Annotated in this window: 19 protein-coding genes; 16 read left to right on the top strand and 3 right to left on the bottom strand. The window is 62.2% G+C overall.

Features of this window, described 5'->3' with window-relative positions; all coding sequences use genetic code 11:
* Nucleotides 1–41 precede the first annotated feature (41 nt).
* Nucleotides 42–1103 (bottom strand): CDP-glucose 4,6-dehydratase, encoded by a 1062-nt coding sequence (gene rfbG / locus ACVWZ4_RS23400; RefSeq protein ID WP_456790364.1) that lies wholly within the window; start codon nt 1101–1103, stop codon nt 42–44.
* Nucleotides 1100–1870 (bottom strand): glucose-1-phosphate cytidylyltransferase, encoded by a 771-nt coding sequence (gene rfbF, locus ACVWZ4_RS23395; protein WP_456738737.1) that lies wholly within the window; start codon nt 1868–1870, stop codon nt 1100–1102. The genes rfbG and rfbF overlap by 4 nt, the downstream gene beginning before the upstream one ends.
* 228 nt (nt 1871–2098) lie before the next feature.
* Here rfbF and ACVWZ4_RS23390 point away from each other — a divergent pair, with 228 nt between their 5' ends.
* The 10 genes from ACVWZ4_RS23390 to neuB all read left to right on the top strand — a co-directional run bounded on the left by ACVWZ4_RS23390 (nt 2099) and on the right by neuB (nt 14772).
* On the top strand, nt 2099–3040 hold the full coding sequence (locus ACVWZ4_RS23390) for a glycosyltransferase family 2 protein (RefSeq protein WP_456790363.1): 942 nt from the start codon (nt 2099–2101) through the stop codon (nt 3038–3040).
* A 78-nt stretch (nt 3041–3118) separates the two neighbouring features.
* Nucleotides 3119–4816 carry a hypothetical protein gene (locus tag ACVWZ4_RS23385; RefSeq protein ID WP_456790362.1) on the top strand — a complete coding sequence of 566 codons (1698 nt, stop codon included), beginning with the start codon at nt 3119–3121 and terminating at the stop codon, nt 4814–4816.
* A gap of 16 nt (nt 4817–4832) precedes the next feature.
* Nucleotides 4833–6359 carry a hypothetical protein gene (locus tag ACVWZ4_RS23380; RefSeq protein ID WP_456790361.1) on the top strand — a complete coding sequence of 509 codons (1527 nt, stop codon included), beginning with the start codon at nt 4833–4835 and terminating at the stop codon, nt 6357–6359.
* Between the two features lie 203 nt (nt 6360–6562).
* Entirely contained in the window at nt 6563–7384 is an 822-nt protein-coding gene (locus ACVWZ4_RS23375) for a hypothetical protein (protein WP_456738741.1), read from the top strand.
* Between the two features lie 99 nt (nt 7385–7483).
* Complete coding sequence (locus tag ACVWZ4_RS23370; RefSeq protein WP_456790360.1) at nt 7484–8893, top strand: DUF6418 domain-containing protein; 1410 nt, start codon at nt 7484–7486, stop codon at nt 8891–8893.
* A 71-nt stretch (nt 8894–8964) separates the two neighbouring features.
* Entirely contained in the window at nt 8965–10167 is a 1203-nt protein-coding gene (locus tag ACVWZ4_RS23365; RefSeq protein ID WP_456790359.1) for an HAD-IIIA family hydrolase, read from the top strand.
* A gap of 152 nt (nt 10168–10319) precedes the next feature.
* Entirely contained in the window at nt 10320–11339 is a 1020-nt protein-coding gene (locus ACVWZ4_RS23360) for an NAD-dependent 4,6-dehydratase LegB (RefSeq protein ID WP_456790358.1), read from the top strand.
* 19 nt (nt 11340–11358) lie between these two features.
* Nucleotides 11359–12543 carry a LegC family aminotransferase gene (locus ACVWZ4_RS23355; protein ID WP_456790357.1) on the top strand — a complete coding sequence of 395 codons (1185 nt, stop codon included), beginning with the start codon at nt 11359–11361 and terminating at the stop codon, nt 12541–12543.
* Nucleotides 12536–13705, top strand: a complete 1170-nt coding sequence (neuC, locus tag ACVWZ4_RS23350; protein ID WP_456790356.1) for a UDP-N-acetylglucosamine 2-epimerase — start codon at nt 12536–12538, stop codon at nt 13703–13705. Before ACVWZ4_RS23355 ends, neuC begins: the two co-directional genes overlap by 8 nt.
* Nucleotides 13702–14772 (top strand): N-acetylneuraminate synthase, encoded by a 1071-nt coding sequence (gene neuB / locus ACVWZ4_RS23345; RefSeq protein WP_456738747.1) that lies wholly within the window; start codon nt 13702–13704, stop codon nt 14770–14772. Before neuC ends, neuB begins: the two co-directional genes overlap by 4 nt.
* Here neuB and ACVWZ4_RS23340 read toward each other — a convergent pair.
* Complete coding sequence (locus ACVWZ4_RS23340; RefSeq protein WP_456790355.1) at nt 14769–15380, bottom strand: acetyltransferase; 612 nt, start codon at nt 15378–15380, stop codon at nt 14769–14771. The two genes, neuB and ACVWZ4_RS23340, sit on opposite strands and share 4 nt — an antisense overlap.
* Before the next feature lie 198 nt (nt 15381–15578).
* Between ACVWZ4_RS23340 and ACVWZ4_RS23335 the strand changes: the two genes are divergently transcribed.
* From ACVWZ4_RS23335 to ACVWZ4_RS23310, 6 genes are all read left to right on the top strand, one after another.
* Nucleotides 15579–16628, top strand: coding sequence for a nucleotidyltransferase family protein (locus ACVWZ4_RS23335; protein ID WP_456790354.1), 1050 nt, complete (start codon nt 15579–15581; stop codon nt 16626–16628).
* Entirely contained in the window at nt 16625–17533 is a 909-nt protein-coding gene (locus ACVWZ4_RS23330) for a Gfo/Idh/MocA family protein (protein WP_456790353.1), read from the top strand. The genes ACVWZ4_RS23335 and ACVWZ4_RS23330 overlap by 4 nt, the downstream gene beginning before the upstream one ends.
* Complete coding sequence (locus ACVWZ4_RS23325; protein ID WP_456738751.1) at nt 17530–18231, top strand: acylneuraminate cytidylyltransferase family protein; 702 nt, start codon at nt 17530–17532, stop codon at nt 18229–18231. The genes ACVWZ4_RS23330 and ACVWZ4_RS23325 overlap by 4 nt, the downstream gene beginning before the upstream one ends.
* Nucleotides 18232–18241: 10 nt before the next feature.
* On the top strand, nt 18242–19063 hold the full coding sequence (locus ACVWZ4_RS23320; protein ID WP_456738752.1) for an SDR family oxidoreductase: 822 nt from the start codon (nt 18242–18244) through the stop codon (nt 19061–19063).
* Between the two features lie 13 nt (nt 19064–19076).
* Nucleotides 19077–20612, top strand: a complete 1536-nt coding sequence (locus tag ACVWZ4_RS23315) for an oligosaccharide flippase family protein (RefSeq protein WP_456790352.1) — start codon at nt 19077–19079, stop codon at nt 20610–20612.
* Nucleotides 20613–20675: 63 nt separating this feature from the next.
* Nucleotides 20676–21602, top strand: a complete 927-nt coding sequence (locus tag ACVWZ4_RS23310; protein WP_456738754.1) for a hypothetical protein — start codon at nt 20676–20678, stop codon at nt 21600–21602.
* Nucleotides 21603–21605: the final 3 nt, after the last annotated feature.

The following is a 21605-nucleotide window of genomic DNA, read 5'->3' as shown; positions in this document are numbered from 1 at the left end:
TTGATCCGGTTTGAGGCCCGCCAGGGCCGGAGAAAATTGAGCTAGCCGCGTGTTGTGTTCATGAAAGCGTCGATCTGGTCAACCATCACCGGTCTGACCTCGGCGCCCTGCTCGAATGCCTTGTACCATTCCACGACGGCGGATGCGGCACGGTCGAGGCCCCAGCGCGGCATCCAGCCGAGCTGGGCCCGCGCCTTGGAACTGTCGAGCGACAATAGCCGCGCCTCATGTGGGTGCTCGCCCGGCTGCGGCATCTGCTGCGGCGGAACACCCCACAGGACGGCCAGGTGGTCGACCAGCCAGCGCACGGTGCGCACACTGTCGGCGTCGGGGCCGAAATTCCATTCGCTCGAGAAAGCGGCCGGGTCGCTCCACAGATGCTCGGCAAGGAGAATATAGCCCGACAGCGGCTCAAGCACGTGCTGCCAGGGCCGCACCGCCTCGGGATTCCGAACCGGCACCGGTTGGCTATTGCGGATCGCCGCAATCACATCGGGGATCAGACGGTCCTGCGCCCAGTCGCCGCCGCCGATCACGTTTCCGGCGCGGGCGCTGGCAAACCCGATCCGGTTAGCCCCGCTGAAGAACGACGAGCGATAGGCCGACGTCACCAGTTCCGCGCAGGCCTTGCTGTTGGAATAGGGATCCTTGCCTCCGAGCGGATCGACCTCGCGATATCCCCACACCCATTCCTTGTTGTCGTAGCATTTGTCGCTCGTGATGTTGACGAGCACGCGCACGCCTGAAGTCCGCACCGCCTCGAATACATGGACGGTGCCCATGACGTTGGTCGCGTAGGTACCAACCGGGTCCTCATAGGAGGCGCGCACGATGGCCTGCGCCGCCATGTGGAACACGATCTCGGGTTGGAACCGCTCGAACGCGGACTTGACCGCAGCGGGATCGCGGATGTCGGCGAAGACCGATACGACGTCCTGCCCGACCTGCGCCAGGTCGTACAAATTGGGGGTCGTCGACGGCGCCAGCGCAAGGCCTGCGACCTCGGCGCCGAGATGACGAAGCCACGTGACCAGCCAACCGCCCTTGAACCCGGTGTGGCCGGTGACGAGAACGCGCTTGCCTGTCCAGAAACCGGCATTCATGGCCAACGCTTCCAGGGCGCCCGCCCGCTGTCCCAGAGCTGCTCCAGATGCAGCTTGTCCCGCAGCGTGTCCATCGCCTCCCAGAAGCCGGCGTGGCGGTAGGCTGCGAGCTGTCCATTCTGTGACAAGCGCTTGAGCGGCTCCTGCTCCCAGATCGTGGCGTCGTCGCCGAGATAGTCGAAGATCGCAGGCTCGAGCACGAAGAAGCCGCCGTTGATCCAGCGGCCGTCGCCGCGCGGCTTTTCCTCGAAATGCTGGACGACATCGTCATCGATATCGAGCGCGCCGAAACGGGCCGGCGGCTGGATCGCCGTGACCGTCGCGTGGCGCCCGTGGGCGCGATGGAAATCCCGCAGTGCGCCAATGTCGACGTCCGCGAGGCCGTCGCCATAGGTCATGCAGAAGGTCCCGTTGCCGACGTAATCCCTGACACGCTTGAGCCGCCCGCCGGTCATGGTGTTGAGGCCGGTGTCGACCAGCGTCACCTTCCAGTGCTCGGCGAATTTGTTGTGCACTTCCATCGAATTGTTGGCGAGGTCGAACGTCACGTCAGCCATATGCAGGAAGTAATTCGCAAAGTATTCCTTGATGACGTACGATTTGTAGCCGCAGCAGATGACGAACTCGTCGATGCCATGCGACGAGAAGATCTTCATGATGTGCCACAGGATCGGCTTGCCGCCGATCTCGATCATGGGTTTCGGCTTGACGTGGCTTTCTTCGGTGATGCGGGTGCCGAACCCACCCGCCAAAATCACAGCCTTCATGCTCACACCCATCCAGCAGGAATATCACATCAGAACGATCAGCCCAGTCTTGTCAACGAGATCAGGCATTTATTACCCGCTTTGGGAGCGGTTGAAGTTGTCCGCTTACCTGCTAAAGAAAGGATTGAAAGATGGCAACCCCACCACCAGCGCATCAACCGCCCCGGGCCGGCTGCCATCCGCCTGATACCGACCCGCGGGTGACTGAATGGACGCCCTGGAGGATTGATGCCGAAGAAGATCAGCCTTGTGACCCCCTGCTACAACGAGGAAGCGGGAATCCGTGAATGCTACGCAGCGGTCAAGGACATCTTCGATCGGGAGCTACCGGGCTATGAGCGCGAGCACATCTTCTGCGACAACGCCTCGACCGACCGGACCGTGGAGATCCTGAAGGAGATCGCGGCGCAGGATCCTTCGGTCAAGGTCATCGTCAACGCCCGGAATTTCGGCGTGCTGAGGAACACCTACAACGGCGTGCTGGCCTCGACCGGCGACGCCACGGTGCTGTTCATGCCCGCCGATTTGCAGGATCCGCCGGCGCTGATCCCGACCTTCGTCAAGCATTGGGAGCAAGGTTATGAGATCGTGTTCGGCATCCGGGCGCGGCGCGAGGAGCCGTTCCTGAGCCGCACGGGGCGACATCTCTACTACAAGATGATCAGCCGCATGTCCTATGTCGACTATCCCGCCGACGTCGGCGACTACCAGCTGGTCGACCGCAAGGTGCTCGACGCCATGGAGCAATTCGAGGACGTGCAGCCCTTCATGCGCATGATGCCGTTCGAATGCGGTTTCCGCTCCATCGGAGTGCCCTATACGTGGCTCGCGCGAAAGCACGGCATATCGCGCAACCGGCTGTCGAGCCTGATCGACCAGGGGCTGCTCGGCGCCATCAGCTTCTCGACGGTGCCGCTGCGCTCGGCGTTCTTCTTCGGACTGATCATTTCATCGCTGAGCTTCGCCTATGCGTTCGTCGTATTGCTGCTCAAGATCGCGGGCTTCGACATCGGCCCGCGCGGCATTCCCACGATCGTCATCGGCCTGTTCTTCTTCGGCGGCGTGCAGCTCTTCTTCCTTGGTGTACTCGGCGAATACATCGTTGCGATCTTCAATCAGGTGCGGCGGCGGCCGATTGTGGTGGAACGCGAACGAATCAATTTTGACTGAGCTGTTCTCCGGCGGTCGGGCGCTGTGTCGACCTGACAACAAACTGGGGCCGTGCCGGCACAATCGTCTAGGGGCAACATGTTGACGCCGAATCCGTCCCGCGCCGACGCACACAGCGACCTGCCGCGCGCCGCCTTGCTGGACCGAACGAGCTGCCTTCTGGTCGGCTTCCTGCTGATCGTGCACGTCCCCCTGGCCTTCAACAATGGACTGTTCGGCGACGATTGGCTGATGTTCGAGGTCAAGCCAGGATACCAAACACTGATTTCCTTCCTGCTTCACGGCGCTGGGCATCCGATCACCTACCTCTACTGCGCGATGGCCAACTTGACCGGCTATCCCATGCTCTTCATGAACGGGCTCGCGCTGGCGGGGATCGCGATCGGCGCCCTGAGCCTGCGATCTTTTCTGATTCACCTGCGGATTCTTTCCGAATTCGAGACGTCCTGCGTTGTCTTCCTCGTGTGGACCTACGCTGGCTTCCGTGACTGGGCGACCAAGATCACCGCCCCATACATCTTCAGCTTCGCTCTGCTCTGCCTTGGGCTCAATCTCTTTGCCGGCATCGCAAATTCACGCCGTCCAAGCGTCGGTTTACGGCTCGTGAGCCTCGTTGCAATCTTCTGCAGCTTCGCGATCAACTCGATGATCGTCGTCTACTTCGTAGGCTTGCTGGCCGGCATTTGGCTGATCAAATCCGACGAAGGCCGCAAGCAGCCGATAGCGAACCGCCTCGCTCAATCGGCAAAGCGCTTTGCAGACTACCTTGCGGTTCCCTTCGTTTACTGGGTCTCGACCAACTATTTCTTTCCCAAGATCGGTCCCTACCGTGACTACTATTTGATCCGGGTCCCCGCGCTCGACGACACGCTTGTTCAGCTGCGGCAATTCGTACGATGGGGCACCTACGAACCCTTCCTCAACGCGATCGAACTCGCCGCGCAATCCCGCTTGCCCGCCATCCTGTCGCTCGTTGCCGGCGTCGCGTTTGTGTCCCTGGCTTTGTGGCAGAGCAGGATTGCCGCAAGCCGTTCGCGGACGTCGCCACGCGACCTGATCTGGCCAGCGGTCGCGGGGATCATGCTCTTCGTCGTCTGCGCGCTGCCCTATATCAGCGTCGGCATATCCCCAACCGGTCATTTTTACGAATCAAGGCACTTGATCCTTTTTGGTATTCCTCTCGGCTTCATTCTCGTCTCGATCCTTCGTGTCGTGCAGCATGCTTCCAGTAAATTCGTCAGTTACGCCGTCTGCGCACTGGTTCTCTCGGCCAATCTTTGCTCGCTCTGGAACAGCTATTTCTTTCAACAGGCCAGATGGATTCGGCAGTCAGCTATGATCGAACAGCTGCAGCGCAGCTATCGCGAGCCGCCTGCGGCGGTGTTCAATCTGGTCGATGGCTTCCTCGACTATCCCGGCAATACCTATTACGGGATCAGCGAGATAACTGGCGCCTTGCACGTCGCCTGGGACAACCGCCCCCTGTTCGGCTTCACCGGGAGAAACGAGCGACCGACGGTTCTTCAGGAAATAGACCAGGCCATGCGGATGGACGGGTCAGCGTTTCGCAACATGGATTTGCGCGGTCCGCAGGCGACGATCGAGTTTGTTCCAAAGGCGCCGGTCCTGAACAACTATGAATTATCCACCCGCTATTATGGCTGCCTGATCCGCTTTTGCGACCGGCAGGAATTCCTCGACGCAGAGGCAAGCACCTCGGTCCGTATCGGCCCGATCCCTGACATCGTTCCGCTCGACGGAAAGGCGGCCCCTTGAAGAAAGCGTTCCGGGCATGAACTCGCTGCAGGCCGGCACCGAAGCGGATCGATCAGCTGCAATGCCCGTTGGTACAAAAGGCCCCCGCGCAATTTCAATCGTCACACGGTTCGGATACGTCCTGCTGTGGTTCATTCCCCTGTGGTATCTTCTGCCCTTCGCCTCAGCCGCGCTCTACAGCAGCCCATCGACCGATGATTTCTGCCTGGCTTCGAGCACCCTCGGGCAGGCAGTCGGGGCTGTCCACCAATATTACGTGTCGGTGACTGGACGATTGCCCGCGCTGGCGATCATCACCATGCCTTCCCTGCTGGCAAGCGCCACCGGCCTCGATCTTTTTGCCGTCTATCCGGTCTTCAACGTCGTCGTCATTGTCTTGTTCGCCGGCGCCATGATGGTTTCGGCAACATGGCTGTTGCGGACGGACGATTATCTCCTCGGTGGCCTACTTGGCTTGCTGTCGAGCACTCTGATTTTGAGCCTTGTCCCCAACATCAGCGAGTTCGTCTACTGGGTGACCGGCGAAGCCTGCTATTTGACCGCCGCTGTCGGCGCATCGCTCTTTGCGGCCTGGGCAACCGGCGTCGCGCTGAACCGCAATCGCATCGGCATTTCTTCGTTATGCCTTGCCATTCTCGTCTGCGCGTTCACCGCCATGTTCAATGAATTCACGGCATTCTTCCTCCTCGGCGCTGCGCTATTGTCGCTGCTGTTCAGGGTGTTGGTCATGCGGCGGGAGGCTCAGGGCGGGTACCACGTGGCCATCATCGCGACCATCCTCCTGAGCTATTGCGTCGTGTTTTTTTCACCCAGCAATGCCATTCGGCTCGGAGCGTATCAGCGAAGCGGCGACATCGGCGCTTCGTTCGATACTGCGCTCATCTACCTCGCCGATTACGCGATCTTTCTGGGCAAGCTGGAGGCTGTTCAGTCGTTCGGAATTCTGGCCGTCTGCTTCGGCATCGCCACCACCACTCGCATATCGTTCAGGACGGCCGCTCAGAACATGCTGTTTGCCGTCGGCCTGCTCTGCCTCGGTGCGGTGTGGGCATTCTCGTCCTACTTCATCGGCGCCTATAGCACCGGCGAGGTGCTTGCGCTCAGAGCGAGAAACGAACTTGTTGCCGCTGAGGTCATGCTCCTGACGACCTGCATTGTCATCTGGGTCCAAGCCATCTTGGGCTCATTGCTTCAGTTCCAGAAGAGGGAAATGCCGCGAACGGCAGGCGTCGCCGCCCTTCTCGTCGTCGCGTTCGGAACATGGCAGATCCTGCCGGTAACCGGCGCCCCTACGTATGTACAGCTGAGGGATGAATGGCCGCAGCTTGTCGTCTACTGGCGTGAGAGCCTCGCCAGAAACTCGCTTCTCTCCACAACCAGCGACGCAGACGTCACTGTCTCCCGCCGCACCGCGATGCCGCGGCTCTTGGCGGGTGATGAACTCAAGGAAACCCCACTGCAGCTGCCAAACGACTGCATTGCACGTTTTTATAAGAAGTCCACGGTGGTGCTCGCCCACCAAGACCTTGGCGTAACGCCTTGATCATCGTTTTTCGGCTCGTCCCCTCGCAGGGACGGCAAGGACGATGCCCTGCTCAATAGAGGCCGGCTCAATAAGAGTGCTTGGCGGGGTTGCCCTGGAGGAGAACCACAGCTAGAAATCCGCGTGGCGGGGGCGCTACGACTTTTGTCAGGGCAATCGTGGATCAGTACAATTCGGACACAGCACCGGATGCGAGGAGCGTTTTGAAGTTCATCGGAGCGCGGCTCTGGAAATTCAAACTCCCGATCGCAGGCGCGGCCCTGGCCGCGGTCGTGCTGACATTTGCCCTGTACGAGCCGAAACCCATACAAGCCTGGACCGGCAAGGCAACCGTGACGATCGGAATCGCCCCGCCGGCGGCTTTTGTCTTGCAGCTGTCTGGCCCTCCGCTGGCTCCGCTCGAACCTCCCCGGAGCCTCGTCGCACGGATTTCGGATCAGGCATTCAGGGAAAAGGTCGCCAACCGTGCGGCCCTTGATCCCAAGACCTCGAGCTTTTCCAAGATGATGGTCGCGTCCAGCCTGCGCGGCATAGTTCTGGACAGCGAACGTGACATCGCAGTCGAGCTTTCGGCAGGCTCTTCCGCCGATGTTCAGGCGGCGCTCGCCGCCCTGGCTGCGGAAATCAGCGAGGCGCACGGCGCCCTCCTCAAGCAGCGCCTGCAACCCCTGCGGGCCCAAATCGAGGATGCCAAAGCACGGGTGGCTCAAATCGAGAAATCAAACGACAGTGTCAACGCCCGTCTCCTGTCGCCAGAGCCCGCCGACAATATTCGCGCGCCGATCGTGCCCACGGTACCCGCGGCGATTCCAGCCTGGAACCAGTTGAAGGATCGTATTCAGACCGGCGAGAATCTGGCAGAGATGAGCGAGCCTACGGTTGTGCAGCTGAGCGCCGCTATTTCACCCATGGCCTCTCGCTCGATCGGAACGCTGAGGGCGTCCATTTTGGCCGGCCTTGTTATGATTGCGGCGATGAGCATTCTCGCTCTGGCCGTGGGCCCGCGGAGAGGATCCGGAGCGTGAAAAGCATAAAGATACGTCTATCCAAGTCGTGTTGATTTCAAGAAGATGCCGGCCCTCCCAGACCAGGTCGTAGTCGCGTTTTCGACGAGCGCATTCTGCTTGTTTGTTCTTTTCCTGGCAGCCTACCGGCCTGTGATCTTTCTGGGGTTCTTCTTCATCCTGTTCACCTTTGTCTGGCGCACCGCATCGATCACCTTCATCGACTTGGCTGGTCCGGTATGGTCATCCCAGACCCTTCGCTACATCGGCCCCGGCCTTGTAACGCCGCTGCACGTGCTGGCCTATTTCATGACACTCGTACCCTTTGTCATGGTGCTGCGGCCGAGCGTGATCAGCGCCTGGCGTGAGGCGATCGACCGCCGCCGAGCGCAGCAGGGCATGCTGACGCTCTCGGATCTGACGATCGTGCTGTCAGCCCTGTTCCTCGGCTACGTGTTTCTTGACATGCTGCGTCACGGCTCCATTCCGCTGTTTGCGCATGTTGAGCGCTATGCTTACACGGCGGAGATGGCCGGCGCGGCGCACCGGTGGCTGGTTAGGTACGGCAATTTCCTCACATTCTGGTGGGGCATCATGTTTGCCGCGGAATGGTTGCGAAATCGCAGGACCGATGTCCGCTATCTGGGACTGCTCGCGATCCTGCTCGCCTACATGTTCCTTACCGGCAATCGCTTTTCGGCATTCTACAGCCTTCTGAGCTTCTTCGTCATTCCGTCATCTGCAATCGTTGCACAGAGTGCCGCCGAGCGATCGAAGGTGCCGTTTGGCTGGATTAGGCAAACCTTTGGCACGCGCGAGATTGCAATCATCGGCGCGGGCATTTCGCTCGCCGTCCTCTTGGCCGCCACGGCGATCTATAACAATCTGGTCAGTGTCCGCGGTTATGAAGGCTCTGAGGTCGCGTCCCAATTCTGGGAGCGCCTGCTCATCCAGCCGAGCGAAATGGGTTGGATTTCCTACGAGCGCGTGTTCGTCCATAACCACTGGCAGCCCGATTCTGTCTACGATTTCCTATTTCAGCGCCCGCTGGACCCGAACAAGAATACAACTCCGCAATATCTGATGCTCGAAACAATCGGCGAGCCCCGCACGTCCGAACACATATTCCGGGGGTTCCAGTTTGCCGGCGGATTTCCGGAGATATTCTTTGAATTGTTCGGTCCGATCTACGCCTGGCCATTTCTTTTCGGCTGCGGGTTCACTGCCGCGTTATTGACCGCCCTGATCGTGAAAGGCGCGATGCTCGGACGATATTCATCCGCATTTCTGGCCCTCTATGTGCTGTACGGGTTCCACGTGATGTACATCGGCGGCATGCTCAATTTCGCTATCGTGGAAAGCTACTGGCTCAAGATCGCAGCACTGGCGATCGCTCTGATTCTGGAATCCGGACTTGCTCGTGCCGGATTACCAGTCGTACCATGGGCCATTGCCATGATCCGCCCCCGCTGGCTTGCAACCAGGCTCGGGTTCATCGGACAACACTTCCAACCTAGGGCAACACGATAGTTGAAGATGATCTCAACCCGCCCGAGATGCTTCGCGCTGGCAATCGCGTTGCGATGTAACGGCCATCCCGCATGCTGAGACAGGCCGCCATTCTCGTCGGCGGGCTCGGCACGCGGCTCGGCGAGCGAACCAGGGCCGTGCCCAAGCCGATGCTCGAGGTCGGCGGGCAACCGTTCCTGGACACGTTGATCGATGAACTCGCCCGTTATGATCTGTTCGACGAGATCCTGCTCCTCGCGGGCCACAAGGCCGAACTCGTCGAGACGCGGTATGCCGGGGCAAGCCGGGGCCGCACACGAATCATCGTGTCGCGGGAAACGGAGCCGCTCGGCACTGCGGGCGCGCTGGTTCATGCGAGCCCTCTCCTCCATGACCGCTTTTTGCTGCTCAATGGCGACTCGCTGTTCGACTTCAATCTGCTGGACCTGATCGCGCACGCGCGCCCTGTCGGCGTCCACATGGCGCTGCGCGCCGGCGTCGAGGGCGACCGCTACGGCCGCGTCGTACTGGAAGGGGACGTCGTGCGGGCGTTTGTCGCGCCGGGTGCGGGCGCTACGGGACCTGTGAACGCTGGCGTCTACGTCGTCAACAAATCCGTCGTCGCAGGCATCACAACGCTTCCTGCCTCGCTCGAGCAGAACGTGTTCCCATCCCTCGTTGCACGGGACGCGCTGCACGGCACGGCCTATCGGGGCTATTTCATCGACATCGGGATCCCTGAGGATCTCGCACGCGCCGACCGCGAACTGCGCGAGAAGCTGCGGCGTCCGGCCGTGTTCTTCGATCGCGACGGTGTGCTCAACCATGATTCCGGGTATGCCTACGAGGCAGACAAGCTCGAATGGATCGATGGCGCGCGCGAAGCCGTGAAAGCCGTCAACGATGCCGGATACTTCGCCTTTGTCATCACCAACCAGTCCGGCATCGCGCGCGGCTATTACGAGGAGCAGCACGTCGTGGCGCTGCATCGCTGGATGGCGGACCAGATGGCGATGATCGGCGCCCATGTCGACGCGTTCGAGTATTGCCCGGATCACCCGGACGGCACCATTGCGCGCTATTGTCGTGCCAGCGATCGCCGCAAGCCGGCACCCGGCATGATTACCGACCTCGTCGCGCGCTTCCCGGTCGACATGTCGCGCAGCCTGGTGATCGGTGACAAGGCGAGCGACTTGGAGGCCGCTGAGGCCGCTGGCATAGCAGGCCATTTGTTCGAGGGCGGCAACCTCGAGGCGTTCGTCAGGGAACGGCTAGGTTCGACCGGCAATGCCTAGGCGGGCGCGCCCGATTCGACGCGCCATCAAAAAGTGCAGCATAAGCGCGCACTTGGCGCATGGCGAAAAGGCTGCTCTGTTGCGCACAACCGCCAGTGTGCTATAGCGCCATCTTATTGGGAAGACTGGTTTAATCGCGTTTGGGGTCCGACATGGCAGATCTGAAGGACGCCCGCGTCCTCGTTACCGGCAGCGACGGCTTCATCGGTTCGCATGTCGTCGAGGAGCTGGTGAAAGCCGGGGCCCGGGTCAAAGCGGTCGTCTACTACAATTCCTTCAACTCCTGGGGCTGGCTGGACACGGTTCCGACCGACGTCATGAAATCGGTGGAGGTCGTGGCCGGGGACATCCGCGATCCGCATTTCATGATCGCGGCCGCCAGCGGCTGCACCGACGTGCTGCATCTGGCCGCGCTGATCGCAATTCCATTCTCCTATGTCGCGCCCGATTCCTATGTCGAAACCAACGTGCGCGGAACGGTGAACGTGCTCCAGGCCGCCCGCATGGCCGGTGTGCGGCGTTTCGTGCAGACTTCGACCAGTGAGGTTTACGGCACCGCGCAGGTCGTGCCGATCAAGGAGAATCACCCGCTCGTCGGACAATCGCCCTACTCGGCCTCGAAGATCGCCTCCGATCAGATGGCGCTGTCGTTCCAGGCCTCGTTCGACATGCCGGTGGTCGTCATCAGACCGTTCAACACCTACGGACCGCGACAATCCGCGCGCGCGGTCATCCCGACCATCATCAGTCAGATCGCCACGGGCAAGCGCAAGATCCGGCTCGGCGCCATCAGCCCGACACGCGATTTCTCCTACGCCACCGACACCGCACGCGGCCTGATCGCCGGGCTCACCGCGCCCGCCGAGCAGACCGTCGGCCAGACCATCAATCTCGGCAGCGGTTTCGAGATCTCGGTCGGAGCAACCGTCGAGATGATTGCCGACGTGATGGGCGTCAGGATCGAGATCGAGACCGACGAGGCGCGCCTGCGCCCCGCCAACAGCGAGGTCGAGCGGCTCTGGGCCGACAATTCCAAGGCGCGCCAGCAGCTTGGCTGGGCGCCGGAATTCGGCGGGCTCGACGGCATGCGCCGCGGCATCGAGCAGACGGTGGGCTGGTTCACCAATCCCGCCAATCTGAGCCGCTACAAGGCGGACGTCTACAATGTCTGAGGCAAGTCTGGGAGTGGCCGTGACCAAATCCGCCTTCGAGCCAAAGGCCGTGGTCGATGCCGTCCGTCGTGCCGCGGGCACGCCCAACGGCATCCTCGGCCTGCACGAGCCCATCTTTGCCGGCAACGAAGTCCGCTATCTCGAAGAGTGCATCAAGAGCACCTTCGTCTCCTCGGTCGGCCCGTTCGTCGACCGCTTCGAGCGCATGCTCGAAGAAGTCACGGGCGCCAGACGGGCCGTCGCCGTCGTCAACGGTACTGCGGCTCTGCACGTCTGTTTCAAGCTCGCCGGCGTCGAGCCCGGCGACGAGGTCATGTCGCCGGCACTGACCTTCATCGCGACGACCAATGCGATTGCCTATTGTGGGGCGGTGCCGCATTTCGTCGACAGTTCGCTCATGACGCTCGGCATGGACGCGCACGCCCTCGCCACGCGGCTCGAAGCGATTGCCGAGCGCACGCAGAAGGGCACGATCAATCGCGAGACCGGTCGCCGCATCGCCGCGATCTCGCCGATGCACACATTTGGGCATCCGGTCGCGCTCGACGAGATCGCCGCAATCGCGCGAGACTGGGGCATCGCCCTGGTCGAGGACGCCGCGGAATCGCTGGGATCGACCTACAAGGGTCATGCCGTCGGATCCCAGGCGCGCCTCGCCGCGCTGAGCTTCAACGGCAACAAGATCGTCACCACCGGCGGCGGCGGCGCCGTCCTCACCAATGACGAGGAACTGGGACGCCGCGCCAAGCATCTGACGACGACCGCGAAGCTGCCGCACAAATGGGCCTTCGTGCATGACGAGATCGGATTCAACTACCGCCTGCCCAACCTGAACGCCGCGCTCGGCTGCGCGCAACTCGAACAACTCGACGGTTTCCTGGCGAGCAAGCGCCGCCTGGCGGCCGCCTATGAGCGTGTCTTCGCGGAAGTGCCCGGCGTGCGCTTCTCGCGCGAGCCCGAAGGCACCACCAGCAATTACTGGCTGAATGCGATCTTGCTCGACGAGGCCTGCGCGGCGCGCCGCGACGAAGTGCTCACGGAGCTGAACGAAGCCGGTTTCGGCGCGCGGCCGGCCTGGACCCTGATGCACCGCCTGCCAATGTTCGCGCAGAGCCCGCGCGGCGATCTCGCGAACGCCGAATCCATCGAGCGGCGCCTGATCAATCTTCCCTCCAGCGCCAGCATCCGGCCCCGCGATGAGTGAACCAAGCCGAAAAATCTGTTTCGTCACCGGCAGCCGCGCCGATTTCGGCCTGATCATCTGGCCGATGCGCACGATTCGTGAAACGCCGGGGCTCAAGCTCCAGCTCGTTGCCACCGGCATGCACCTGTCCCCCGAGTTCGGCTATACCATAGACAATATTCGCGCCGAAGGCTTCGACGTCGACGAGAGCGTCGAATCGCTGCTGTCGAGTGATTCCGGCATCGGCGTCTCCAAGTCGGTCGGCCTCGGCGTGATCGGATTTGCCGATGCCTTCGCCCGTCTCAAGCCGGACCTCGTCGTCGTGCTTGGCGACCGCTACGAGACCTTTGCCGCCGCCCAGGCCGCGATGTTCATGCGACTGCCGATGGCGCATCTGTTCGGCGGCGACGTCACTGAAGGCGCGATCGACGAAGCCATCCGTCACGCCATCTCCAAGATGTCGCATCTCCATTTCACCAGCAACGAGAGCTCGACGCGGCGGCTGATCCAGCTCGGCGAGCACCCATCGCGAATTCACACGATCGGCTCGGTGGGGATCGACGCGATCAAGCGCCTGGCGTTGCTGGATCGCGACGGAACGGGTCGCGCGGCGGGGTTGGCGCTCGCGACTCGCAATGCGCTGGTGACGTTCCATCCCGTCACGGTCGAAGCGGGACGATCGGTCGCTGAACTGGAGGAGCTGCTCGCAGCGCTCTCAACGCTCGATCCTGGCTTCGGCCTGGTCTTCACGCTCGCCAACGCCGATGCCGAGGGGCGCGCACTGAACGAGCGGATCGAGGCATTCGTAGCCGGACGCCCCAACAGTGTCGCGGTCGCATCGCTCGGCCAGCTTCGCTATCTCAGCCTCATGAACCAGGTGGATGTCGTGATCGGCAATTCCTCGAGCGGCATCCTCGAAGCACCCTCGCTCGGCATTCCAACCGTCGACATCGGCGAGCGTCAGCAGGGCCGCGAGCGCGCTGCGTCGGTGTTTCATACACCACCCGGGCGCGCCGCGATCGCCTCCGCCATTGCGCAGGCTCTGGCGCGCGGGCGCCAGGATACGGTCAATCCCTACGGTGACGGCGAATCCAGTCGGCGATTTGTGGAGATCATCGCCGGCATCCCCGATTTCAGGCCACTCCTGAAGAAGGGATTTTATGAGCCTGGAGTGCGCCCATGACGGCAAGCCGTACGCTCATCATCGCGGAAGCGGGAGTCAACCACGACGGCAGCCTGGAGAAGGCGCTGGCGCTGGTTGATGCTGCAGCAGACGCCGGTGCCGACGTCGTCAAGTTCCAGACGTTCAACGCCAAGTCGCTCGCGGCCAGCGCTGCGAAAAAGGCCGGCTATCAACAACGTACGACGGACGCTGCGGAGAGCCAGCTGGCCATGCTGACGCGGCTCGAACTGCCGCAGGCCGCACATCAGGCCCTGATCGCACGCGCTGCCGCCCGCAACATCGAGTTCCTGTCGACCCCGTTCGACCATGCCTCGCTCGCCTTTCTTTTGTCGTTGAAGCTGAAGCGTATCAAGCTCGGCTCCGGCGATCTCACCAATGCACCGCTGCTGCACGCAGTCTCGAGGGCCGGCGCGACGCTGATCCTTTCGACCGGCATGGCCACGTTGGGAGAGATCGAGGAGGCGCTGGGCGTGCTGGCACACGGCTACAGCCACAGCGATCCGCCGGGCATTGCCGCCTTCCGCGCGGCATGGCGCGACCCGACCGCGCGCGCCACACTCGGGCGGCACGTCAGCCTGCTTCATTGTACCACCGAATATCCCTGCCCGACGGCCGATGTGAATCTCGCTGCAATTGCGACGATGCGGGCTGCATTCCAGCTGCCGGTCGGCTATTCCGATCATACCGACGGATTCGAGATTTCGCTCGCCGCGGTCGCGCTCGGCGCGAGCATCATCGAGAAGCACCTGACGCTCGATCGAAAGGCCGAAGGTCCCGATCATGCTGCATCGATAGAGCCGGAAGAATTCAAGCGAATGGTGATGGCGATACGCAATGTTGAGAGCTCACTCGGCGATGGCGTAAAGGCGCCCAAAAACTCGGAGATCGGCAATGTGCCGGTCGCGCGCAAGAGCCTCGTTGCGGCGCGGTCGCTAAAGGCAGGCGAAATCATCGGCCCGGATGACATCACTGCCAAGCGTCCGGGATCCGGCCGTTCTCCAATCGAATATTGGTCGCTGATCGGGACGGCAGCGTCGCGCGCGCTCGAACCGGACGATCTTGTCTAGCGGCGAGGCTTTGCAGGAATCCCGCTGAGCGCCGATCCGTCGGGACAGGAGGCCGTGACCACCGAGCCCATCGCAATAAACGAGTCCTTGCCGATGGTGATGTGATCCCGCACACGGCTTCCGAGACCAACGAAGCAGTTCTCACCGATCTCTGCGCCACCACCGACAACAGTTCCGGGCGACAGATGGGTGCAGTCGCCGATACGCACGTGGTGCTCGACGATGACCCCGGAATTGATGATGCAATGATCGCCGATCACGCCTCTCGCATTGACGATGGCACCCGGCATGACGACAGTGCCCACTCCGATCCTGGCCGATGGCGAGACGAATGCGCGTGGATGAATGACGGAAGCCCAGCGCTTGACCGGCACACGGCCGATCATCTGCGCGCGCGCCGGCCCGGCCTGCAGCGTCCCGATTCCAAGCACGGAGGCGGCGTCCGGGTAGTTCGGCACGTCCTCATCTGTTCCGAGATAAGGAAGCTCGCCGAGCGTGACCGGTTGGCGATCGACGAACCCGACGATATTGAACTGACCGGACAGCAGCGCCGCCTCGTAAACCATGACGGCGTGCTCGCCGCCGCCGATGATGATGAGATCGTCCATTACACTCTCCTGCGCCGTCACCCCACCGCCCGGGTTCCGGGTCTTCAAACCCCCGATCCGGACCGGAGGTCGCGTCGTCCAACATCGACAATCCGAGGTAGGGCCGCTTGGGGTTGACGCCGCCCCGCCCAGCCGCGATATAGCTCAATCACCCGCGGGTCGCCCCCAAAAAATCCGGCGTATACGAGGCAGATTGCCATGAAATCCTGGCGCAGAGCCATCGTTGGAACGCAGGCGACTGTGGGCGAGGCCATTGCTGCGATCGAAAGCGGCAGCATTCAGATTGCGCTCGTGCTCGACGACCAGAATCGCCTGCTTGGCGTGGTCACGGACGGCGATGTCCGGCGGGGCCTGCTTCGCGGCATTTCGCTCACGGGACTTGCGACCGACGTGATGAACCGCGCGCCCGTATCGGCGCCCTCGACGCTGTCGCGCGACGACCGTTTGCATCTGATGCGGCAAAAATCGATCAAGCAACTCCCCCTCGTGGACGACGGCGGCCACCTGGTCCTGGTCGAGACGCTCGATGATCTGCTCGAGGCGCGCCACTATCCGAACCCGGTTTTGATCATGGCCGGCGGACTCGGCGAGCGTCTCGGTGCGCTGACGCGGGACGTACCGAAGCCGATGCTCAATGTGGGCGGCCGGCCGCTGCTCGAAACCATCGTGCGCAACATCGTGCAGCAGGGCTTCGGCAACATCCTCATCTCGGTCAATTACAAGGCCGACCTGATCAGGGACCATTTTGCCGACGGCGCCGCTTTCGGCGCGAACATCCAGTATGTCCATGAAACTGAGCGCTTGGGGACCGCCGGCGCTCTCGGGCTGTTGCCGGCGCCGCCGGACCTGCCGATGGTCGTCACAAATGGCGACATCCTCACCACCATCAATTACGGCGCGCTTCTCGACTTTCACAACGGAACGCCGGCCGAAGCGACAATGGCGGTACGCGAGCACAAGGTGCACGTGCCCTACGGTGTGGTATCGACGTCGGAAGGCTATCTACAAACCATCCGCGAGAAGCCGACGGAGAGCTGGTTCGTCAGCGCCGGCATCTATGTGATCGGCCGCTCGGTGTTTCGCCATGTCGAACCCGGCGTCCGGGTGGACATGCCCGCCGTGTTGGAGCGTGTGATGGCCAGCAAGGGACGTGTCGCAGTCTATCCGATCCGCGAATACTGGCTCGATATTGGCCGCATGGAGGATTTCGAACAGGCGCATGCGGAGTTTCACGAGGTCTTCCTGTGACCTCCGGGACCGCCGTCGTGATTGGCCTGGGCTCGATCGGACTCCGCCACGCCGGGGTGCTGCGTAAACTCGGTCTGCAAGTGGCAACCGTGAGCCGCCGCGACGGCGGCGACTACAAGTCCATCGAGACCGCAGTCACCGAGATGCGCCCCGACTACGCGGTCGTCGCCACCGAGACCGCGCGACACGCGGGCGATTTGCTGGCGCTTGCACAGGTTGGCTTTCGCGGATCTGTGCTGGTCGAGAAGCCGTTGTTCGCAAAAGCCGCGCCCGTGCCCGATTACCCGTTTGCCCATGTCAGCGTCGGCTACAATCTTCGCTTCCACCCGGTAATGACTGCGCTCGTCGAAAATCTCGCAGGGCGCGAGGCGATCACCGTCGCGGCCTATGTCGGACAGGACATCAGAGATTGGCGGCCCGGCCGCGATCATCGCACAACGGCCTCCGCAACCGCCGATGCCGGCGGCGGCGTGCTCAGGGATTTAAGTCACGAGCTCGATTATCTGTTGTGGCTGTTCGGCCCATGGCACCGCGTCGCGGCGCTTGGCGGCGCGTCGGGGGCACGCGGCATCGACGTCGACGATCACCTCGATCTCCTGCTCGACATGCAGCGAGCAGAATCGGTTCACGTCCACATGGACTATTTGGACCGCCAGGGCATCCGCCGCATCCGAGTCAATCTCGACAACGACACCATCGAGGCCGACTTCGTGAGCAGCCGCCTGACGGTCAACGGCAAGGCAATGGACATCGCCAGCGAGCGGGACCAGAGCTATCGCGACATGCACGCAGCCGCCATGCGTGGCGCGAGCCCGGCTTGCTCTCTGCCGGAAGCTCGCAGCGTCATGCACCTGATCGATGCCAGCGAACGCGCGCTGCACTCGGAGAGCTGGATCTCGCCATGAGTCTAATCTGCACGATCTGCGCGCGCGGCGGCTCGAAGGGGGTCGTGGGCAAAAATTCCCGCGATCTGATGGGCAGGCCAGTGCTCGCCTGGAGCATCGCACAGGCACGCGAGACTGCGCTGTTCGATACGATCGCCTTCAGCAGCGATTCCGACGCGCTGCTCGAGGCTGCGCTGACGGCCGGCGCCGACATCGCAATCAGGCGTCCCGACGAGATGGCGACCGACACCGCCCCGAAGCTACCCGCGATCCGCCACTGCCTCGAACAGGCGATCGCTCGCACCGGCAAGATGCCGGAAATCTTCGTCGACCTCGACGTCACCTCGCCGCTGCGCCTTGCCTCCGACATCACCGGCGCCGTGAATCTGCTGCAACGGTCCGGAGCGCGCAACGTCATCACCGGCGCGCCGGCGCGCCGTTCGCCCTATTTCAATTTGGTCGAGCAGCGCGCCGACGGCAGCGTCGGCTTGTCGAAATCCGCCGATCATCCGATTGTCCGACGCCAGGACGCGCCGCGCTGCTTCGACATGAATGCGTCAATCTACGTCTGGCGTGTCGAGCCGTTCCTGAAACATCCGGCGGTGTTCTATTCGGACACCCAGCTATTCGAAATGCCGGAAGAACGTTCGGTCGACATCGATTCCGATCTCGATTTCGCGTTGGTGGAGCTCTTGCTCCGTCAACGGCTCAAGGCTTGAGGACAAAGCGATGGCAACGAGCTTCAAGGCCTTGTTCGACCTCACCGGCCGCACGGCGGTCATCACCGGCGGCTGCGGCATTCTCGGACGCCGTTTCGCCGATGGACTCGCGGAATTTGGCGCCGATGTCGCGCTCGTCGATCTCGACCAGACGGCGACGGAAAGTGCCGCCGCCGAGATCGCATCACGCCATTCCAGCCGCGCCAGGGGCTATGCCTGCGACATTACCCGACCGGACGCGGTGCGCAACGTTGCGAGCGCCATTGTAACCGATCTTGGACCGGTTTCGATCCTGCTCAACAATGCCGCCAGCAAGTCCCGCGACGTCGACGCTTTCTTCGCGCCCGTCGAGAAATTCTCGCAGGAAACCTGGCGAGAAATCATGTCGGTCAATCTCGAGGGCATGTTCAACGTCGCGCAGGTATTCGGCGGGCTGATGGCCGAACGCGGATACGGCGCGATTGTGCAGACCGCGTCGATCTACGGGCTGATGGCGCCCGACCAGCGCATCTACGAAGGCTCCGAATATCTCGGACGTGCCATCAATACCCCCGCGGCGTACACGGCCTCGAAGGCTGGCGTGATCGGCCTGACCAAGCACCTGGCGACCTACTGGGCGGCCAAGGGCGTTCGTGTCAACACCCTCACCCCTGGCGGGGTCGAGAGCGGACAGAACGAAGCCTTCAGGCAGCGCTATGGCGCCCGTATCCCGCTCGGCCGCATGGCGCGCGCCGACGAGATGGTGGGCGCAATGCTGTTCCTGGTGTCCGATGCGGCGTCATACGTGACCGGCCAGAACATCGCCGTCGATGGCGGGCTGAGCGCGTGGTGACCTGGCCAATGCCATGCTGAAGCGCCTGGTTCAGAATACCGTCGTGTCCGCGATCGTCTTCGGGCTTGTCGCGGTCCTGGGCGTCGTCGTCATTCCCATCATCATCCGCACCTGGGGCGTTGCGGAGTTTGGATTGATCGTCCTCACCCGCCTTTTCCTGCCCTCGGGCCTGATCGGCATCATCGATTTCGGGCTGCCTGAAGTGACCACGCAAGTCGTGGCGCGTGCCAGGGAACATCGCGACTGGCGACTGGGCGGCAGCCAGATCCTGTTTTTGACGCTGGTTTCCTTGCTCCTGGGGATTGTGCTGAGCCTTGCGATTTGGCTGGCCGTGCCGCTGATCGTCGCCCAATTCAAGGTCGAAACGGCTCACGCCGGGAGCTTCGCCAATATGCTGTTGGCGACGGCTGCCAGCAATCTCCTGCTTTTCCCCGCCTTGGTGTGGGAAGGCATCGTCAAGGGTTTCGAACGCTATGGGCTGTTGCGGATCTGCGAGTTCCTGACCACCCTTCTCTACGTCGGCGCCACTATCTATGCCGCACGATCGGGACAACCCTACGAGGCAGTGACCTATTGTTTCCTCCTCGCCGCGCTGTTGCGCGCGGTGATCCTGCTTTGCGCCTCGATTGCCGCGCTCAGCCGCACGCGGATCAGGCTCTCCATGCCCGCATCCACGGTCAGCCGAGAGGTGATGACGCGCTGCATCCTCGTCATGCAGGGCAAGTTGATCGGCGGCATTATCGCGCCGATTCAGCCTTTTCTGATCGGTATCTACCTCGGTCCGCAAAGCGTGGGCATTTACGATACGCTCGTGAGAATCCCGCGCCTCGCCAAGGTGGTCGCGAGTCTACTCACGTCCGCGCTGCTTCCGGTCGTGAGCCGGCTCGATCAGCGCAACGACCACCGGCAATTCAATCGATTTGGCGAAGCCGGCATCATGATGCTGCCGATCGTGACCGTACCGCCCTTTGTCGCGGCCGCGGTGATGTCACCCGCCATCATGCAGATCTGGATCGGGCCACAGATCGTTCCTTTCGCCCACTGGATGGGCCTGATGTTCGTCGTCACGATGTGTTTTCAATACGTGATCTTTGGCAACACGCTCTTTATGACCCGTACCAAGGTTCAGGCACGGCTGAACATGCTGATGTTGATCCATCTGATGATCTTTGCGGCGGTCACGCTTGCGGCCGTGCATTTTTTGGCCGAGCGTGCTTTCATTCTCGGACAGACGATCGGAACCGCCGCGATCGTCCCTTGGCAGCTGATGATTTTCGTCAGGGAACTCGAAATCGACCCGCGGCGGTTCTGGTTCGCGATCCTGACCCATTGGGCGATCCTCCTGATCGGTGCACTTCTTCTCGCCGTCGTCCTGCATTTTGCGCCCAGCGCGGGAATCGGGACCCTGGCGACGCTGATGGTCGCGTTTTGCGCCGCCATATGGGGAGCACAGTATTTCCTGGTCTTGAGCCAGGAACAGCGCAGCGTGGTTGCCGGTCTCGGGCGGTCCTATTTCGGCCGAAAAGGTGTCTCGCCGGCAACACTTTAGGGTAGCAAAAGGCTGCGCCATGAGGTTAAAGAGTCCTTCTTTCCTGCGATCAGGCGACCCCTTATGACGACCATCGATGCCGGCGTGAAAACTTCGAAGAAGCAGAAGATCAGCCAGTTTCGCCGCCTGTTGTGGCACATCAACCGGACCGATCTCGGCTGGGTCACCAAGGCGGCCCTCACCTCGCTACAGCCGGGCGCGCGCGCGCGGCGCCTCGAACTCCTGAAGCAACTTCCCACGAAGGCTGAATGGAGCGAGGCGAGCCGCAAGCTCGACAGGGACGGCTATGTCGACGTCTCCTCGCTGGTGGACCGCAGCCGTGCAGAAGCCGTGGCCGCAGTCGCCGACGACAAGGTGAGCCGCCTCAACGAACTTTCTGGCAAGCAGCAGCTCGGACACAAATCGTTCTGGGTGAGTCTTTTGGACGAAGATCTCGTCAACGGATCGTTCCCGGTCGACCATGCCTTCGTTCGCTACGCGTTGCAACCAGCAGCGTTGCGCATCATCGGCGACTTCATGCATGATCTGCCCCAGCTCTCCGATGTCCTGCTGACCCTGTCGCAGCCGACGCCGGACAAGCCTCTGAGCTATTCGCAGCTCTGGCATCTCGATCACGACGACAAGCGCGTCTGCAAACTCTTCATCTACCTGACTGACGTGCGCGACACCGCCGACGGACCTCTGACCTTTATCCCGGCGCCGTCATCAAAGCCGTTCCGCAACACCATCAAGAGCCACATGAGCGACGACAAGGTGTTCGCCAAGGTCGACCGCTCGGCGGTGAAGGAGCTGGTTGCGCCGCGACTGACGTCGTTCATTGTCAACACCGCGCGCTGCCTCCACATGGGCAGCCGAATCCACTCGGACCGCACGCGCTTGCTCTACACCGCGACCTTCATCCAGCCGCCGCGGATGTATCCCGAACCGGCGCCGCGCTTCCGCGCCGCCGGCCCGCTCTCGGACCTCGAGCGCGCGGTGATGCGGCTCTGATCG

Source organism: Bradyrhizobium sp. USDA 4472 (assembly GCF_054058595.1).
Note: the sequence above shows the minus strand (reverse complement) of the source record. Positions and strands in the feature narration are given on the sequence as shown.

What these genes read in the sequence shown, in the direction of transcription:
- ACVWZ4_RS23390 (WP_456790363.1), top strand. Translation starts at nt 2,099, where the DNA reads ATGCCGAAGAAGATCAGCCTTGTGACCCCCTGCTACAACGAGGAAGCG.
- ACVWZ4_RS23315 (WP_456790352.1), top strand. Translation starts at nt 19,077, where the DNA reads ATGCTGAAGCGCCTGGTTCAGAATACCGTCGTGTCCGCGATCGTCTTC.
- ACVWZ4_RS23385 (WP_456790362.1), top strand. Translation starts at nt 3,119, where the DNA reads ATGTTGACGCCGAATCCGTCCCGCGCCGACGCACACAGCGACCTGCCG.
- ACVWZ4_RS23325 (WP_456738751.1), top strand. Translation starts at nt 17,530, where the DNA reads ATGAGTCTAATCTGCACGATCTGCGCGCGCGGCGGCTCGAAGGGGGTC.
- ACVWZ4_RS23310 (WP_456738754.1), top strand. Translation starts at nt 20,676, where the DNA reads ATGACGACCATCGATGCCGGCGTGAAAACTTCGAAGAAGCAGAAGATC.
- ACVWZ4_RS23365 (WP_456790359.1), top strand. Translation starts at nt 8,965, where the DNA reads ATGCTGAGACAGGCCGCCATTCTCGTCGGCGGGCTCGGCACGCGGCTC.
- ACVWZ4_RS23340 (WP_456790355.1), bottom strand. Translation starts at nt 15,380, where the DNA reads ATGGACGATCTCATCATCATCGGCGGCGGCGAGCACGCCGTCATGGTT.
- ACVWZ4_RS23380 (WP_456790361.1), top strand. Translation starts at nt 4,833, where the DNA reads ATGAACTCGCTGCAGGCCGGCACCGAAGCGGATCGATCAGCTGCAATG.
- ACVWZ4_RS23360 (WP_456790358.1), top strand. Translation starts at nt 10,320, where the DNA reads ATGGCAGATCTGAAGGACGCCCGCGTCCTCGTTACCGGCAGCGACGGC.
- ACVWZ4_RS23335 (WP_456790354.1), top strand. Translation starts at nt 15,579, where the DNA reads ATGAAATCCTGGCGCAGAGCCATCGTTGGAACGCAGGCGACTGTGGGC.
- neuB (WP_456738747.1), top strand. Translation starts at nt 13,702, where the DNA reads ATGACGGCAAGCCGTACGCTCATCATCGCGGAAGCGGGAGTCAACCAC.
- rfbG (WP_456790364.1), bottom strand. Translation starts at nt 1,103, where the DNA reads ATGAATGCCGGTTTCTGGACAGGCAAGCGCGTTCTCGTCACCGGCCAC.
- neuC (WP_456790356.1), top strand. Translation starts at nt 12,536, where the DNA reads ATGAGTGAACCAAGCCGAAAAATCTGTTTCGTCACCGGCAGCCGCGCC.
- ACVWZ4_RS23320 (WP_456738752.1), top strand. Translation starts at nt 18,242, where the DNA reads ATGGCAACGAGCTTCAAGGCCTTGTTCGACCTCACCGGCCGCACGGCG.
- rfbF (WP_456738737.1), bottom strand. Translation starts at nt 1,870, where the DNA reads ATGAAGGCTGTGATTTTGGCGGGTGGGTTCGGCACCCGCATCACCGAA.